19 protein-coding genes are annotated in these 15,499 nt (G+C 71.8%); 16 read left to right on the top strand and 3 right to left on the bottom strand.

What is annotated here, in order from left to right; genetic code table 11:
• Positions 1–103: 103 nt before the first annotated feature.
• Genes K6U06_RS21725 through K6U06_RS21710 form a run of 4 tightly spaced genes read left to right on the top strand, consistent with a single transcriptional unit; the run spans position 104 to position 3,062 of the window.
• Complete coding sequence (locus K6U06_RS21725) at positions 104–598, top strand: DUF6069 family protein (RefSeq protein WP_262324077.1); 495 nt, start codon at positions 104–106, stop codon at positions 596–598.
• A 34-nt stretch (positions 599–632) separates the two neighbouring features.
• Positions 633–1,301, top strand: coding sequence for a response regulator transcription factor (locus tag K6U06_RS21720; protein ID WP_262324076.1), 669 nt, complete (start codon positions 633–635; stop codon positions 1,299–1,301).
• On the top strand, positions 1,298–2,587 hold the full coding sequence (locus K6U06_RS21715; protein WP_262324075.1) for a sensor histidine kinase: 1,290 nt from the start codon (positions 1,298–1,300) through the stop codon (positions 2,585–2,587). Before K6U06_RS21720 ends, K6U06_RS21715 begins: the two co-directional genes overlap by 4 nt.
• Before the next feature lie 43 nt (positions 2,588–2,630).
• Positions 2,631–3,062 (top strand): ChaB family protein, encoded by a 432-nt coding sequence (locus K6U06_RS21710; protein ID WP_262324074.1) that lies wholly within the window; start codon positions 2,631–2,633, stop codon positions 3,060–3,062.
• Positions 3,063–3,099: 37 nt separating this feature from the next.
• Here K6U06_RS21710 and K6U06_RS21705 read toward each other — a convergent pair whose 3' ends face one another.
• Positions 3,100–4,509 carry a sugar porter family MFS transporter gene (locus tag K6U06_RS21705; protein ID WP_262324073.1) on the bottom strand — a complete coding sequence of 470 codons (1,410 nt, stop codon included), beginning with the start codon at positions 4,507–4,509 and terminating at the stop codon, positions 3,100–3,102.
• A 196-nt stretch (positions 4,510–4,705) separates the two neighbouring features.
• On the opposite strand from K6U06_RS21705, the gene K6U06_RS21700 reads away from it, so the two are divergent.
• From K6U06_RS21700 to K6U06_RS21690, 3 genes are read left to right on the top strand one after another with little or no spacing between them, the layout of a single operon-like run.
• Positions 4,706–5,272, top strand: coding sequence for a GNAT family N-acetyltransferase (locus K6U06_RS21700; protein ID WP_262324072.1), 567 nt, complete (start codon positions 4,706–4,708; stop codon positions 5,270–5,272).
• Complete coding sequence (locus K6U06_RS21695; protein WP_262324071.1) at positions 5,269–5,853, top strand: plasmid pRiA4b ORF-3 family protein; 585 nt, start codon at positions 5,269–5,271, stop codon at positions 5,851–5,853. The genes K6U06_RS21700 and K6U06_RS21695 overlap by 4 nt, the downstream gene beginning before the upstream one ends.
• Before the next feature lie 58 nt (positions 5,854–5,911).
• Positions 5,912–7,051 (top strand): epoxide hydrolase family protein, encoded by a 1,140-nt coding sequence (locus K6U06_RS21690; protein ID WP_262324070.1) that lies wholly within the window; start codon positions 5,912–5,914, stop codon positions 7,049–7,051.
• A 9-nt stretch (positions 7,052–7,060) separates the two neighbouring features.
• Here K6U06_RS21690 and K6U06_RS21685 read toward each other — a convergent pair whose 3' ends face one another.
• Positions 7,061–7,855, bottom strand: a complete 795-nt coding sequence (locus K6U06_RS21685) for a glycerophosphodiester phosphodiesterase family protein (RefSeq protein WP_262324069.1) — start codon at positions 7,853–7,855, stop codon at positions 7,061–7,063.
• A 51-nt stretch (positions 7,856–7,906) separates the two neighbouring features.
• Between K6U06_RS21685 and K6U06_RS21680 the strand changes: the two genes are divergently transcribed.
• Positions 7,907–8,854, top strand: a complete 948-nt coding sequence (locus tag K6U06_RS21680; RefSeq protein ID WP_262324068.1) for an esterase/lipase family protein — start codon at positions 7,907–7,909, stop codon at positions 8,852–8,854.
• 12 nt (positions 8,855–8,866) lie between these two features.
• On the opposite strand, the gene K6U06_RS21675 is transcribed toward K6U06_RS21680, so the two are convergent.
• Entirely contained in the window at positions 8,867–9,856 is a 990-nt protein-coding gene (locus K6U06_RS21675) for an NAD(P)H-dependent glycerol-3-phosphate dehydrogenase (protein WP_262324067.1), read from the bottom strand.
• A 98-nt stretch (positions 9,857–9,954) separates the two neighbouring features.
• Between K6U06_RS21675 and K6U06_RS21670 the strand changes: the two genes are divergently transcribed.
• The 8 genes from K6U06_RS21670 (at position 9,955) to hpt (ending at position 15,478) form a co-directional block, all read left to right on the top strand.
• A complete protein-coding gene (locus tag K6U06_RS21670; protein ID WP_262324066.1) occupies positions 9,955–10,719 on the top strand; it encodes a MerR family transcriptional regulator in 765 nt (254 codons plus the stop codon).
• A gap of 62 nt (positions 10,720–10,781) precedes the next feature.
• Entirely contained in the window at positions 10,782–11,360 is a 579-nt protein-coding gene (locus K6U06_RS21665; RefSeq protein ID WP_316044742.1) for a sigma-70 family RNA polymerase sigma factor, read from the top strand.
• Between the two features lie 59 nt (positions 11,361–11,419).
• A complete protein-coding gene (gene rsrA, locus K6U06_RS21660; RefSeq protein ID WP_262324065.1) occupies positions 11,420–11,710 on the top strand; it encodes a mycothiol system anti-sigma-R factor in 291 nt (96 codons plus the stop codon).
• A gap of 44 nt (positions 11,711–11,754) precedes the next feature.
• A complete protein-coding gene (locus K6U06_RS21655; RefSeq protein WP_262324064.1) occupies positions 11,755–11,943 on the top strand; it encodes a hypothetical protein in 189 nt (62 codons plus the stop codon).
• A gap of 127 nt (positions 11,944–12,070) precedes the next feature.
• Complete coding sequence (locus K6U06_RS21650) at positions 12,071–13,159, top strand: zinc-dependent metalloprotease (protein ID WP_262324063.1); 1,089 nt, start codon at positions 12,071–12,073, stop codon at positions 13,157–13,159.
• A gap of 13 nt (positions 13,160–13,172) precedes the next feature.
• On the top strand, positions 13,173–13,907 hold the full coding sequence (locus K6U06_RS21645) for a response regulator transcription factor (RefSeq protein ID WP_262324062.1): 735 nt from the start codon (positions 13,173–13,175) through the stop codon (positions 13,905–13,907).
• Between the two features lie 7 nt (positions 13,908–13,914).
• Entirely contained in the window at positions 13,915–14,889 is a 975-nt protein-coding gene (gene tilS / locus K6U06_RS21640; protein WP_262324061.1) for a tRNA lysidine(34) synthetase TilS, read from the top strand.
• A gap of 10 nt (positions 14,890–14,899) precedes the next feature.
• Positions 14,900–15,478 (top strand): hypoxanthine phosphoribosyltransferase, encoded by a 579-nt coding sequence (hpt, locus tag K6U06_RS21635; protein WP_262324060.1) that lies wholly within the window; start codon positions 14,900–14,902, stop codon positions 15,476–15,478.
• Positions 15,479–15,499 lie beyond the last annotated feature (21 nt).

The following is a 15,499-nucleotide window of genomic DNA, read 5'->3' as shown; positions in this document are numbered from 1 at the left end:
GCCAGGCGCGTGTGGCGTCCGCCACCGGCCGGGCTTCATGAACTTGTCAGGACCGACCCGTACCATCGCTTCGATCCCCCCATCGCCTCGCTGGAGTCTGACCGTGCCGACCTTCCCCCCTCCGCTGGACCGTGCCCTCGAGCTGTGCCGAGTCGATTTCGAGCCGGCCCCCAGCCAGCCTGGGGCGCGCTCGGTCCTCGTCGCTACCGCGGTCGCCATCATCGGTTCGCTGCTCGCCGACGCGGTGCTCGTCGCCGCCGGCAAAGCCGTGTTCCCCGCCACCAAGGGCTACCAGCACTACCGGTTCGGTGACTACTCCAAGCTGACCGTCATTGGTGTCATCATCGCCTGCATCGCATGGCCTGTCGTGACCCGCATCACATCCCAGCCGCGGTGGCTGTTCGTCCGCCTAGCAGTCGTGGTGTCGGCGGTCCTCCTCCTTCCCGACGCCGCGCTGTTGGTCCGGGGCGATTCGGCTCAGGCCGTACTGGTGCTCGTGTTCATGCACCTGGCCATCGCGGTGGTCACCTACCAGGCGCTGGTCCGCTTGGCCCCGGCCCGCTCCGGCGCGCGCCGGATGGTATCGGCCGGCCGGTAGACACCGCGGTGCGGTCACTTGGCCAGGCCCGCAGGTGAGGGTCCTCGTCGCCGAGGACGACCCGGGACTGCGATCGGTGCTGGCCCGAGGCCTTCGAGAGCACGGCTATGTCGTCGACGCGGTCGGTGACGGGGCCGACGCAGTGGCCTACGCGCTGACCTACGAGTACGAGGTCATCGTGCTCGACTGGCGGATGCCCAAGGCGGACGGCATGGACGTGCTGGCCCGGCTCCGGGCCCGCGGTACGCGCACCCCGATCCTGATGCTGACCGCCCGCGACACCCACGCCGACCGGGTCGCCGGTCTCGACGCGGGCGCTGACGACTACCTGGTCAAACCGTTCGACTTCAGCGAACTGCTGGCTCGCCTCCGGGCGCTGCAGCGGCGCCCCGCGCAGGCCCCGGCCCACTCGCTGCACGTCGGCGAAGTGCACTTCGACCCGGCGACCCGGATCGTGTCCTACCGGGGCGAGCCGATCGACTTGACCAGCACCGAGATGGGCATCCTCGAGGTGCTCCTGCGGCGCAGTCCGAGCGTGGTCACCCGCCTCAGCATCGCCAGCCAGGTATGGGACGACGAGGCCGACGCGGTCGGGTCCAACACCATCGACGTCCACATCGGCCGGCTGCGCAACAAGCTGCGCGACACCGGTGCGGTCATCACCACCGTCCGGGGCCTCGGCTACCGGCTGGAGCAGCAGTGAGACCAGCCCAGGGGCGGCTGCGCCACGCCCTCAACCGCGGCCACCGCCGCCACGCCATCAAGGTCGCCCTGGTCGCCACCGCCCTCACCGCGCTGCTCGCGGTCGTGATCGGTGCCGCTCTCGACGTCATCGTGCTTCGCCATCTCCGGGCCGAGGCCGACAGCCGCCTGGCTGACCGGGTGCAAAGCATCCTGGCCAAAGGCCCCCTCGACGCCGCTTCCCCCCGCCCCTTGACCGGGACGACCGACGGCGACGGTGACTTCGACGACGCGCCGGCCCTCGTGTGGCTGGTCACCGCCGACGGGCACTCCACCGCCCTCATCCGCGGCGCGCCGGCGCTCCCGGTGCGCCCGTGGCGCAGCGGGGCGGTGGTGTCGCTTCACATCGGGACCCTGTCGCTGCGGGCCCGGGCGCAAAGCGTCCTTGACGGATGGGTCGTGGTGGCAGAGAGCGTCGGCCAGATCGACCGGGTCCGAGGCGAACTGGTCGTGACCGAGCTGCTGCTCGGCGCCGGCCTGCTCGTCGTCGTCTACGCCGCCGCCCTGCTTATCGGGCTGCGCGCCTCCGCCCCGGTCGAGGAAGTCCGCCGCCGGCAGGCGGCGTTCACCGCGGACGCGTCCCACGAGCTGCGGACCCCGCTCAGCGTCATTCAGGCGGAAGTCGGTCTGGCCCTCGACCGCCCCCGTGACGGTGAGTACTACCGCGACACGCTGAGGCGGGTCTCCGACGAGGGGTACCGGCTGCGGGAGATCGTCGACGACCTGCTGTGGCTGGCCCGTAGCGACTCGGGCAGCGAGGTTCCCCCGGCCGTGCCCGTCGACGTGGCCGGCGCCGCCGACGCTGCGGTCACCCGCTTCGCCGCGGTGGCCGCCGGCCGGGGCCTGAGCCTGGACGTCGCGGCCGCCGACGTGGCCGTCATCATGGCCCCGGCCGGCTGGGTCGACCGACTCCTCGGGGTCCTGGTCGACAACGCGTGCCGCTACAGCCCTCCCGGCGGGTCCGTTCTGGTGCAGGTGGTCACCACCGCCGGTCACGTCGTGCTCACCGTCGACGACGACGGGCCGGGCGTCCCCGCCGAGGAGCGGGCCCGGGTGTTCGACCGCTTCCACCGGGTCTCGGACGTCCCGGGAGGCACCGGCTTGGGCCTGGCGATCGCCGACTCGGTAGTGCGCACCACCGGCGGGGAATGGTTCATCGGCGACGCTCCCCTCGGGGGGGCCCGCTTCCGGGTGACCTGGAGGGCCGTGGCGGTCCCGACCCGGCGCCACGCCCCCGTCGCCGGGTAGCTCGACCCGGTTCGGGGCCTCACCGGCGGGGTAGTCGCGGGGCATGGCCAAGAACTCACCCAACAAGAAGGCGACCCCTGACGTCCCCTCGACGCTTCGTCGCTCCCCGGCCAAGGCGCAGCGGACCTACGAGGAGACGCTGGAGTCGGCCGAGGACCAGTACGGCGACGAGGCCCGAGCCCACCGGGTGGCTTGGGGCGCGGTGAAGCACTCCTACGAGAAGACCGGCGACCACTGGGAGGCCAAGGACCGCAAAGGTCCGAGCGACGCCCAGTCGGCCCGACCGTCGGGTCGGGCCAAGCGTGACCGGCCCCTGCCGACCGCGGAGGGGGTCGACGCCAACGCCAGCAAGGCCCATCTCCTCGACGTGGCCGCCCGCCTAGAGGTCCGGGGCCGGACCCGGATGACCAAAGACCAGCTGGTCGATGCCATCAAACGCGCCAACCGGCGCCAGACCGCGGCCGCCCGCCGCTGAGGCCGGGCCGGTCGGGGCGGGCGCCGGGCCAGGATCGTCACGCGGCGCGGCCCGCAGCCTTCGCGCCGCGCTCCTCCACGTCCCCGAGGGTGCGCCCCTTCGTCTCGGGCACCCGCACGGCGAAGTACGCCAACGCGACAACCGTCAACCCGGCGAAGAGGAAGAACGTCCCTGCGTTGGTGATGGCGTTGAGCAGCGTCAAAAACGACACCGTCACCGCGAAGTTGGCAGCCCAGTTGGCGATGGTCGCGATGCTCATCGCCGACGCCCGGACGTTGGACGGGTAGATCTCGCTGATCATCAGCCAGAACACCGGGCCTAGACCGACCGCGAACGAGCCGGTGTAGACGAGCAGCCCGGCGATGGCCACCACCGCCCCACCCCCGTGGAGGTGGTCGCCGCCGATCAGGAAGGTCAACCCGACGGTGGTCAGCCCCACCACCATCCCCGATGTGCCGCTTAGCAGCAGCACCCGCCGGCCGACGCGGTCGAGCAGCCAGATGGCGACGATGGTCATGCCGACGTTGACCCCGCCGTTGACCACGTTCGCGAGCAGCGCAGACGAACTCCCGAACCCGGCGTTGGAGAGCAGCGTCGGCGCGTAGTAGATCACGGTGTTGATCCCGGTGACCTGTTGGAAGACCGCCATCAGCACGCCGACGGTGAGCAGGCCCCGCAGCTTCGGGGCGAGCAGCGCCCGACTTCCGAGCTCCTCCTCGGCGGCCTTGGTGTTGCGGTCGAGGACCTCGATCTCGCGCTCGACCTCCTCCGGGCGGCGCAGGCGAGCCAAGACGTCCCGGGCCTCGCCGTCGCGGCCCTGGGCGACCAGCCACTGCGGGCTCTCCGACTGGGTCAGCATGCCCGCCCCGAGCAGGGCGGCGGGGATGGCCGCTAGGCCGAACATGAGCCGCCAGTTCTGCGACGACGACAGGCCGTAGTCCACCAGGTAGGAGACCAGGATCCCCGATGTGATGGCCAGCTGGTTGAACGAGACCAGCGCCCCCCGGTACCGGGGCGGGGCGACCTCGCCGATGTACATCGGCACCACCATCGACGCCGACCCCACCGCCACGCCGATCACGAAGCGGGTGGCCACCAAGAACGGAAACACCGGTGAGAGCGCCGCGGCCAGCACCCCCACGACGAAGACGGCGGCGGTGAGGATCACGGTGGTGCGCCGCCCGATCCGGTCCGCCAGCCGGCCCGCTCCCAATGCGCCCACTGCGGCGCCGACGAGCAGGAGGCTGGTGACCAGCTCCCGGTCGAACGCCGAGAGGTGACCGAAGGACTTCTGCAAGAACAGCAGCGCTCCGGAGACCACCCCGGTGTCGTAACCGAACAGCAGGCCGCCGAGCGCGGTCACCGCGGACGCGACAACCACCGCCCGGCTGGTGCCTCCTCCGCCGTCGCGTCGGGTGGTGTCGGGCAGGTCGATGATGTCAGCCATAGCCGTCCTTCCGGTGGCCCGGAGCCGCACGGCAGGTCACCGCTTTGGTGCACGCTCCTCTGCGGAGCCGGCGCCGTCCTCCGGCGTCTCCTCGTTTGTAACCCCCCTGGCGGAGGGGTAACCCTCCGTCGCGCACCCACGCCGGCGGCGCAGCCGAGGCGTGCGCCTCCGCCCCCGGCGCGCGCACACTGGGACCGTGCCCGCTGACGAACTGACTTTCCGGACCGCGACCCTGGCCGACACCGACGAGCTGGTGGCGTTGGTCGAGTCCGCCTACCGCGGCGACGCCAGCCGCGAGGGCTGGACGACCGAAGCGGACCTCCTCGAGGGGCAGCGCACCGACCGCGACGCCCTGGCCGCGGTGATCACCTCCGCCGCCGGCCGGCTGGTCGTGGCCGAAGACGGCACCGGAGCGGCGGTGGCATGCTGCCAGCTCGAGTCCCGCCCCGGCGACGTCGCCTACTTCGGGATGTTCGCCGTGCGGCCCGGCCTGCAGGGCCGGGGCATCGGGCGGGCCCTCATCGAGGAGGCCGAGAGGCTGGCCCGCGACGAGCTCGACGCGACGACGATGCGCATGACCGTGATCCGCCAGCGCGGCGATCTCATCGCCTGGTACGAGCGGCTCGGCTACGCCCGCACCGGCCAGCGCGAGCCGTTCCCCTACGGCGACGACCGCTTCGGGCGCCCCACCCGGCCCGACCTCGAGTTCGAGGTCCTGACCCGCCGGCTGCCCGCCCGCAGCCGGATCGGCGCTGGCCAGTGACCGACCTCGGAGCCGACCGCCCCACGCAGCTCACCGTCCACCGCCTCCGGGTCACCCTGCTCGACGTCACCCCGCCGATCTGGCGGGAGCTGCGAGTGCCGAGCGTGGTCGGCCTCCAGCTCCTCCACGCGGTGATCCAGATCGCCATGGGCTGGGAGGACCGCCACCTCCACGAGTGGCGAGTAGAGGACCGGCTCTACGTGCCTCCCGACGAGGAGGACTGGGGCGAGGGGGCGCTCGACGAGTCCTCGGTCACCCTCGCCGACGTCGGGCCGCCGGACGCTGCCTTCCACTACCTCTACGACATGGCCGACGGGTGGGAGCACCTGGTCGAGGTCGTCGCGGTCACGCCCTACGACGCCACGGTCGTCCCCTTGGCCTGCCTGGACGGCGCCCGGGCGTGCCCCCCCGAGGACATCGGCGGGGCGTTCGGCTACGAGCACCTCCTCGACGCCCTCTCCGACCCCGACGACTCCGAGCACGAGGAGATGGTCGAGCTCTACGGCGACTCCTTCCGGCCGGAAGACTTCGAGATGGCGCTGGTCAACGAGCGTCTCGAGGAGCTCTGGCAGATTTACTGAGGTCCCGCTGGCGTGGGGGACTGTCGCGCCCCGATGGTCTGGCGAATACCGTTCGGGCATGCCCGATGACGACATCGTCCCGTTCCGCATCGACGTCGCTCAAGAGGACCTCGACGACCTGGACCGCCGGCTGGCCGCTGTCCGCTGGCCCGAGGAGGAGACGGTCGGCGACTGGTCCCAGGGCATCCCGCTGGCGTACCTCCAGGACCTGGTCGGCTACTGGGCCGGTCGCTACGACTGGCGGGACCGGGAGGCCCGGCTCAACCGCCTGGCGCAGTACCGCACCACCATCGACGGGCTCGGCATCCACTTCCTGCACGTGCCCTCCCCGGTGCCCGATGCCCTGCCGCTGGTTCTGACCCACGGGTGGCCGGGATCGATCGTCGAGTTCGCCGAGCTGGTCGGCCCGCTGAGCGACCCCGCCGCCCACGGCGGCGATCCCGCCGACGCCTTCCACGTGGTGTGCCCGTCGCTGCCGGGCTACGGGTGGAGCGACCGGCCGACGAGGCCCGGGTGGGGAATCCCCCGCATCGCCGACGCGTGGGCTGCGCTCATGGCCCGACTCGGCTACGACCGCTTCGGGGCGCAGGGCGGCGACTGGGGGTCGGGTGTTACCACCGCGCTCGGCGCCCGCCACCCGGAACGGCTGGTGGGGATCCACCTCAACATGGTCTCCGTCGGGCCGCCGGATGACCCCGGCGAGCTGACCCTCGAGGAGGAGGCCGCGCTGGCCGCTCTCGCCGCCTACCAGCGCCACGAATCCGGCTACTCGACGCAGCAGGCCACCCGCCCCCAGACCCTCGGCTACGGGCTGGTCGACTCCCCGGTGGGCCAGTGCGCATGGATCGTCGAGAAGTTCGCGGCGTGGTCCGACACCGGCAACGACCCGGTCGGGGCGCTGGGCGCCGACCGGGTCCTCGACAACGTCATGCTGTACTGGCTGCCGGCCACCGGGGCCTCCTCCGCCCGCCTGTACTGGGAGAGCTTCCGGCGTAGCCGGCCCGGCGCCGTCGAGGTGCCGACCGGCGCAGCCCTCTTCCCGAAGGAGATCTTCAGCGCTTCCCGGCGGTGGGCCGAGCGGGTCTACCACGACATCCGGCGATGGGAGTACATGCCGAGGGGCGGCCACTTCGCCGCCATGGAGCAGCCGGAGCTGCTGCTCGGCGAGATCCGGGAGTTCTTCCGGCCGCTGCGCTGACCCGCTCCGTCAGCTCCCCCCGACCCACTGCCCCCGGCGGATCAGGACGTCTCTGAGGACGGTCGGCCGGTCGGTCATTATCCCGTCCACGCCGAGATCGAGCAGCTGGTCCATGACCGCTTCCTCGTCGATGGTCCACGCGTGAACGGGCAGGCCGCAACGGTGAGCGAACCTGACGTAGCGGCGGTCGATGACCGGCACCCGGCCTTGGCGGACCGGTACCTGAGTGGCGGCCGCCGGGCCCCAGGCCCGGCCACCGACCTTCCGGGCCACCCCGGGCAGCGGGGACAGGCTGGCCACGCGCAGCGCGGCGATGGCCGCCGGGCCGGTGGCGGTGCAAAGCGACGACCCGAGCAGCCGGCGCAGCCGGGCCACCCGGCGGTCCGAGAACGACGTGACGCACACCCGCCCCACCGCCCCCGCCCGGCGCAGCACGCCAGCGAGAGGTTCGACTACGGCGTCGTGCTTGGCGTCGAGGTTCCAGCGGGCGTCGGGCCACTCGTCGAGCACGTCGTCAAGGCGCAGGATGTGCTGATCGCCGGGCAGCCGGGCGGCGTTCACCTCCGACCACGCAAGCTCCCCGACGCGCCCGGGGCGGTCGGCGGTGCGGGCCAGGTCCGGGTCGTGGATGATCACCACCACGCCGTCGGCGGTGGCGTGGACGTCGGTCTCCAAGTACCGGTAGCCGAGGTCGATGGCGTGGGAAAAAGCGGCCCGGCTGTTCTCCGGGGACTCCGCCGCACCTCCCCGGTGGGCGAAAGGGATCGGCGCCGGGTGGTCGAGGAACTCGAAGCGAACAGGCACCACAGCGCAGCGTAGGCAGGTCCCGGCGGTCCCGGCGGCGAATGCCAGGCCGTGCACCTTCATCGGGGGATCAAGACCGCGGTCGCCGTCGCGTCCGCCGCCGCCACGCTGCTGCTCGGGACCGGCGGGAGCGCCAGTGCCGTACCCAGCTACCCGGTGCCCTACACGTTGGCACCGGGTGTCCTCCAGGAGGCCACCGCGCCGGGGACACCCCCGCCGGGCTCGGACGACTTCTCCTGCAAGCCGAGCGCGTCCCACCCCGAACCGGTGGTCCTCGTGCACGGGCTGCTGGCCGACCAGACCGACAACTGGCCAACGGTGTCCCCCCTCCTCGCCGACGCCGGCTACTGCGTCTTCTCGCTCACCTACGGCGCCGACAACGTGCCCTTCCCGCTCAACCAGACCGGCGGGCTGATCCCGATGGAGCAGAGCGCGCAGCAGCTGTCGGCGTTCGTCGACCGGGTGCTGGCCGCGACCGGCGCTCGGAAGGTCGACCTGGTCGGGCACTCCGAAGGGGCCACGATGCCGGAGTACTACGTGAAGTTCCTAGGCGGAGCGGCGAAGGTCGACCACTACGTCGGAGTCGCCGGCGTCCTGCACGGCACGTCGGTCGACGGACTGGCCGCCCTCAACCAGATCGGCGTGGCCCTGACCGGCCAAAGCGTGGCCGCGCTGCTCGGCCCGGTGTGCGCTTCGTGCGGCGAGTTCCTGACCGGTTCCAACTTCATCCGGACGCTCGACGCGGGGGGCCTGGCTGCGCCCGGCGTCCGCTACACGATGATCGCCACCCGCTACGACGAGCTGGTCCAGCCCTACGACAGCGGATTCTTCCCCGAGGCCACCAACATCACCGTCCAGGACCAGTGCCCGCTGGACTTGAGCGAGCACCTCTCGGTGATCACCGACCCCACGACCGGCGCCGACATCCTCAACGCCCTCGACCCGGCCCACCCGGTCCCGGTGCCCTGCCAGCTGGTGCTGCCGTTCCTCGGGGAGTGAAAGCGCCGGCGCTTAGCCCGGTTCGGCCTCGTGGCCGGGCTGGGCCAGACCTCGGTAGGCGTCGATCGGGCGCTCCTCGCCCATGACCACCTTGTATATCTCCTGGCAGATCGGCAGCTCGACGCCGTAGCGCTCCGCCAGCTCGAGCGTCGTCACTGCAGTGCCGACGCCCTCGGCGACCATGTGCATCTCGGAGAGGATCTCCTCGAGGCTTCGCCCCTTGCCCAGCTGCTCCCCGACGGTGCGGTTCCGGCTCTGGGGGCTGATGCACGTGGCGATCAAGTCGCCCATCCCGGCCAGGCCGGAGAGGGTCTGGGCCTCCGCTCCCATCGCCACCCCGAGCCGGGTCAGCTCCGCCAGGCCCCGGGTGATGACCGCCGCCCGGGTGTTGTCGCCGACACCGAGGCCCTCCGCGATGCCCGCCGCGATGGCGATGACGTTCTTCAACGCCCCGCCGACCTCACAGCCGATCACGTCGTGGTTGGTGTACACCCGGAACAGCTTGTGGCGAAGCACCGACTGCAGGGCCACCGCGACGCTCAAGTCGCCGGTGGCGATGACGCTGGCGGCCGCCTGCCCGGCCATGATCTCCCGCGCCAGGTTGGGGCCCGTCAGCGCGGCGGCCGGATGGCCGGGCAGCAGCTCCTCGACGATCTGGGTCATCCGCAGCAACGACCCCCGCTCGATGCCCTTGGTCAAGCTGACCACCGGGATCCACGGGCGCACCCACCGCTGGACCTCCTCCAGGACCGAGCGGAACCCCTTGGACGGGACCCCGACGATCAAAAGGTCGGCGTCGGCCACCGCCTTCTCCAAGTCGTCGGTGGCCCGCAGCCTGCGGGGCAGGCGGTGATCCGGGAGGTACTTGCTGTTGGTGTGCTCGTCGTTGACCTCCCGGGCGACGTCGCCGTCGCGAGCCCACAGGACCGTCGGGTTGCGGGCCGTGGTGAGCGACGCCACCGTGGTACCCCAGGAGCCGCCGCCGAGCACCGTCACGTTCATGTCGTCGCACCCCCGGTTGCCGTTGACGTCACATTAGGGCGCCCGCCGACCGCCCGCGCCACTGCTGACTGGCACAGTGCGAGCGGTACGATCGGGGCATGGTCGATGCCACCCCGACGGAGGACGGGCAGGACTACCGCATCGACGAGCTGGCCCGCGAGGCCGGCACCACGGTGCGCAACGTGCGGGCCTACCAAGACCGCGGGCTGCTGCCGCCGCCGCGGCGGGCGGGGCGCGTCGGGTTGTACTCCGCGGCCCACCTGGCCCGCCTCCGTCTCATCGGCGAGCTGCTCGGCCGCGGCTACACCTTGAGCAACATCGGCGAGATGGTCGGCAGCTGGGAGCGGGGCCAGGACCTGAGCGAGCTGCTCGGCCTCGAGTCGGCGCTGATCGGCCCGTGGACCGACGACCGGGCCGCGCCGGTCGACGCCGAGCAGCTATCGCAGCTCTTCGGCGAGATCGACGACCCTCGGGTGGTGGACGAGGCCGTGACCGCCGGCCTGATCGAGGTCGTCGACGGCGAGATGCGGATGCCCAACCCGAAGCTGCTCGAGGCCGCGGCCATCCTCGTGCAGCACGGGATGCCGCTCGCTGAACTGCTGGTGGTCGCCAAGTCGGTGACCGAAGCCACCGAGCAGATCGCCACCGCGTTCGTGGGGCTGATCGTCCGCAACGTGTTCGAGCCTCTGGAAAGCCCGATCCCCTCCTCCGACATCCGCCGGCTGGCCGAACTGGTCCGCCAGATGCGCCCGCTGGCCAAGTCGGTGGTCGACGCCGAACTGGCCCGGGCCATGGAGCGGCGGATCCAGGCCGAGATGGGGGAGCAGTTCATCCGGGACCAAAAGAGCGGGCGGGGATCGTGAACCCTCGGGCGGCCCAGCTCGGCCGGGGCGTCACCGACCGGACCCGGGGGTAGGGTCGGAGGGTGGCCGACCCTGCAACCTTCGCCGATCAGGCCATGGAGTACATGGGGTCGCTCTACAGCGCGGCCCTGCGCATGACCCGCAACCCCGCCGACGCGGAGGACCTGGTGCAAGAGACCTACCTGAAGGCCTACCGAGCCTTCGGCGGGTTCCAGGAAGGCACCAACCTGAAGGCCTGGCTGTACAAGATCCTGACCAACACCTTCATCAACTCGTACCGCTCGAAGAAGCGCCGCCCGGAGCAGACCGAGCTCGACGACGTCGAGGACCTCTACCTGTACCGGCGGCTCGGCGGCCTGGAGGCGGTAGCGGCCAGCCGCAGCGCAGAAGAAGAGGTGCTCGACCACTTCACCGACTCCGACGTGAAGGCGGCCGTCGAGGCCCTCCCGGAGGGGTTCCGCATGGCGGTGCTCCTCGCCGACGTCGAGGGATTTTCCTACAAGGAGATCGCCGAGATCCTCGACGTACCGATCGGAACGGTGATGAGTCGGCTGCACCGTGGAAGAAAGGCGCTGCAGAAGACGTTGCACCATCTCGGAGAGCGGAGAGGTCTGGTCAAAGCGGCCGACCTCCCCAGTTGAGCCATCCACCATGACCACATCATCGAGCCACCACCGAGCCACGGAAGCCACCTTGAGCCATGTCTAGCGACCAACACGGCGTCGGACCGGAGATCGGGACCGGCGGCGAGTGCCAAGAGGCCCTCGACACCCTTTACCGCTTCCTCGACGGCGAGCTCACCGAGGACCGCCGAAGTGCGATCCAGGCCCACCTCAACCGCTGCTCTCCTTGCCTAGAGGCGTTCGACTTCGAGGCAGAACTGAAGATCGTCATTGCCCGACGGTGCCGGGACCAGGTCCCCGACCACCTCCGCAGCCGGGTGGCCCAAGCTCTAGTTGAGGCATCCAAGACGTTTGACGGCCCCGTATGAGGGGATAGTACGGACCAACTTTTACTCACCGTTAGTGGGAGATCATGAGCGAGCGTTCTCTCGGAGGTCACACCCTGAGTGGCAGCGAGCGGCCGTCCAAGGCATTCGCCAAGGACCGGACGTGCCGTGAACCGGGGTGCACCACGAAGCTGTCCATCTACAACAACGGCAAATACTGCTATCAGCACGAGCCGATGGCGGTGCCCCGGACCCGGGGCAAGAAGATCGCCTGAAGCACCGACGGCTCCGTTTCGGCCGGCCGGAGGTGGAGGTCGGCCCCGGGAGTAACCCGGGCACGGGTCTAGCCTGATGGCATGACGACAACGGTCGTGACGACAGCGGAGCGCTGGCAAGGTCCTCGTGGTTGACCCGGTCGACTGGGGCGTCGCCGCGCAAGTCGCGGCCCGGGTAGCGGGACGTCACGCCCCGTACCCCGCGTTCGAGATCAGAGCTCTCGAAGCCGACTTCGCCGAGCTCACCGCGGAAGCGGAAGGCCTGGTCGCCGAAGAGACCGGCCTGAGGTCACTGGCCGGGCCGGCCCGAGCCCGGGTCACCGACCGAGCCGGATGGGTGGAGGCCAACGTCGCCTCGTTCCAGCGCCTGCTCGGCCCGGTAACCGCCAAGCTCGGCGAGTCACTGGAGCGCAGCTCGGCTCGACCGTTCTCGCTTCCAGTCGGGGCCAGCCGTCGGGTCAGCGGCACCCAGGTCGGCATGCTGCTCGGGTGGATGTCGAGCCGGGTGCTCGGCCAGTACGACCAGCTGCTCATCGAGGACGAGGACACCGAAGACCAAGACATCGTCTACTACGTCGGCCCCAACATCCTCGGCCTGGAACGTCGATTCGGGTTCCCACCGCGGGAGTTCCGGCTGTGGTTGGCCCTTCACGAGGTCACCCACCGGGCCCAGTTCACCGGCGTCCCGTGGATGAGAGGCCACTTCCTCGGCCTGGTGCAGCGGACCCTCGACGGGGTCGACCCTGATCCCCGGCGGCTGCTCGACGCGCTGCGCCGCAGCGCCTCCGAGCTGAAGGCCGGCCGGAACCCTCTCGACGAGGGAGGGCTGCTGACCCTGCTGGCCACCCCCGAACAGCACGCCACGATCCAAGAGGTCGGCGGGTTGATGAGCCTCCTCGAGGGCCACGGCGACATCACCATGGACCGCGCCGCCGCCGAACGGATCCCCAACGCCGCCCGCTTCGCGCAGACCCTCCGGGAACGTCGCCGCCAGCGCGGGGTGAGCAAGGTGGTGACAACCCTGATCGGTCTCGACGCCAAGCTGCGCCAGTACGAGCAGGGAGAGGCGTTCATCGAGGCAGTCGAGGCGGTCGGCGGCGAGCAACTGTTGCGTCGGGTGTGGGACGGGCCGGAATGGCTGCCGAGCTGGCCGGAGATCCGCGACCCGGCGATCTGGGTCGAGCGCTGCCGCGCCGCGGCCCCCGCCGCCGGATGACCGAGCGGCGCTGATGGCCCGCATCCTGGTCGCGGACGACGACCCCGACATCCGGGAGCTGGTGGCGCTCAACCTGCGCATCGACGGCCACCATGTCGACACCGCCGGCGACGGGGAGCAGGCCCTGGCCAAAGCGACCACCCTCCGCCCCGACCTGCTGGTCCTCGACGTGATGATGCCGGGACGGGACGGCTTCAGCGTCCTCGAAGCCATCAAGGCCGACACGCAGGGCCTGGCCGAGATGCCGGTGATCCTCCTGACCGCCCGCAGCGACCGCCTCGACCGGATCCGGGGTGGGATCGAGGGGGCGGTGGTGTATGTGACCAAGCCGTTCTCGGTAGCCGCGCTACGCCGTCAGATCTACGAGGTCCTCCGAGGAGAGCCCGAGCCGGAGTTGCGCCTGCGGGCGCAGCGGGCGGCGCTGGCCGACCTGGCCCGGGTGGAGGCGGGGACCGCCGCGGCCGACGGGCAGCCCCGTCCCCGGCTGACCCGCCTGGAGCCGCAGGGCCCGGCATACCGGCCTCCCCCGGTCGAGAGCCCCATCGACTTGGGCCTCCTCTCCCCCCGGCAGCGGGAGATCGCGCTGGTCGTGGCCGCGGCGGCCAGCCTGCCGGCGGCGGCCGGAGAGCTCGGCGTGAGCCGCACCCACATCTACGCCAGCCTGCGCCGGATGGCCGAGAAGCTCGGGCTGCGCAACGGGCCGGAGCTGGCCCGAGCCCTGCGCGACTCGGGCGCCAGCCGGGGTTGACCGGGCGGTGACGGTCCCGCGTCCCCCCTCGGGACTGCCGCCGCTGGTGGCCTTGCCGTCCCAGGCCGCCGGTCTCCTGGCCCGCTGCCGGTTCCCGGCCGCCGGCGAGCAGGTGGTCGCCGCGGTCTCCGGGGGCGCGGACTCGCTCGCCCTTCTCGTCTTGGCCCGGGCCGCCGGCCTCGACGTGCTCGCCATCCACGTCGACCACGGCATACGCCCCGGCGGTGACAGCGAGGCGGCGGTGGTGGCCGCCGCGGCGGCCCGATGGGGAGCGCGCTTCGAGTGCCGCCGTGTCTCGGTGCCCCCCGGCGCCGACCTCGAGGCGCGGGCCCGGCGGGCCCGCTACGACGCGCTGCCCGCCGGTGTGCTCACCGGGCATACCGCCGACGACCTGGCCGAGACGGTCCTGCTCAACGTGTGCTGGGGCGCCGGCATCGACGGGCTGGCTCCGATGGCGGTCGCCGCAGGGGGCGCCTCCCGGCCCGGGCCCCCGGTGCGCCGGCCGCTCCTGGCGCTGCGCCGGGCCGAGACCGAGCAGCTGTGCGCGTCGGCCGGCCTGCGCCCGGTGCGCGACCCGAGCAACGACGACCTCCGGTTCCGGCGCAACCGGGTCCGGCGCCAGCTGCTGCCCCTTCTCGGGGAGGTCGCCGGCCGGGACCCGGTACCGGTGCTCGCCCGCCAGGCCGCGCTCCTCGGCGACGACGCGGCCCTGCTCGAGGAGCTCGCCGCGGCGATCGACCCGACCGACACCGCCGCCCTGCGCGACGCCCCGGACCCCCTCGCCCGACGGGCGGTGCGGCGCTGGCTGCGCGCCGGCCAGGCGGAGCTCCACCCTCCCTCGGCAGCCGACGTGGCCCGGGTGCTGGAGGTGGCGGCCGGCTCGGTCGTCGCCTGCCAGGTAGCCGGCGGCCGGCGGGTGCGGCGGTCCTCCGGGCGGCTTTACCTCGACGAGGCGCCGGCCGGCAGCGAGAACCGACGGTAGGGTCGGGCCTGTGGCCGATGCGAACGCGACGTCCCGACCGGACGGCTGGGAGGGCCCGGCCATCGGCCGGGTGATCGTCGACGAGGAGACGCTCCAGGCCCGGGTCCGGGAGCTGGGCGCTCGCATCACCGATGACTACGCCGGTCGGGCGCCGCTGCTCGTCGGCGTACTGAAGGGGGCGTGCCTGTTCCTCTCCGACCTGGCCCGGGCGATCAGCCTTCCCGTGGAGCTGGATTTCATGGCCGTGTCGAGCTACGGGAGCGCGACGCGCACCAGCGGGGTGGTCCGCATCGTCAAGGACCTCGACTTGGACCTGACCGGCCGCCACGTGATCATCGTGGAGGACATCGTCGATTCGGGTCTCACCCTCGCCTACCTGCGCCGCAACCTGGCCGCCCGCCACCCCGCCTCGCTCGCGGTGTGCGCGCTGCTGATCAAAGAGGGGCTCCAGACCGTCGAGCAGGATCTGGCCTACGAGGGGTTCCGGATCCCGCCGGAGTTCGTGGTCGGCTACGGGCTCGACGTCGCCGAGCGCTACCGCAACCTGCCGTACATCGCGGCGTACCTGGAGGGCGCGGCCGGCGCCTGACGAGCGCGAGTCGCTCCCGGC

It is taken from the genome of Acidiferrimicrobium sp. IK, assembly GCF_025499425.1.
GTDB lineage: Bacteria > Actinomycetota > Acidimicrobiia > Acidimicrobiales > Palsa-688 > Acidiferrimicrobium.
Note: the sequence above shows the minus strand (reverse complement) of the source record. Positions and strands in the feature narration are given on the sequence as shown.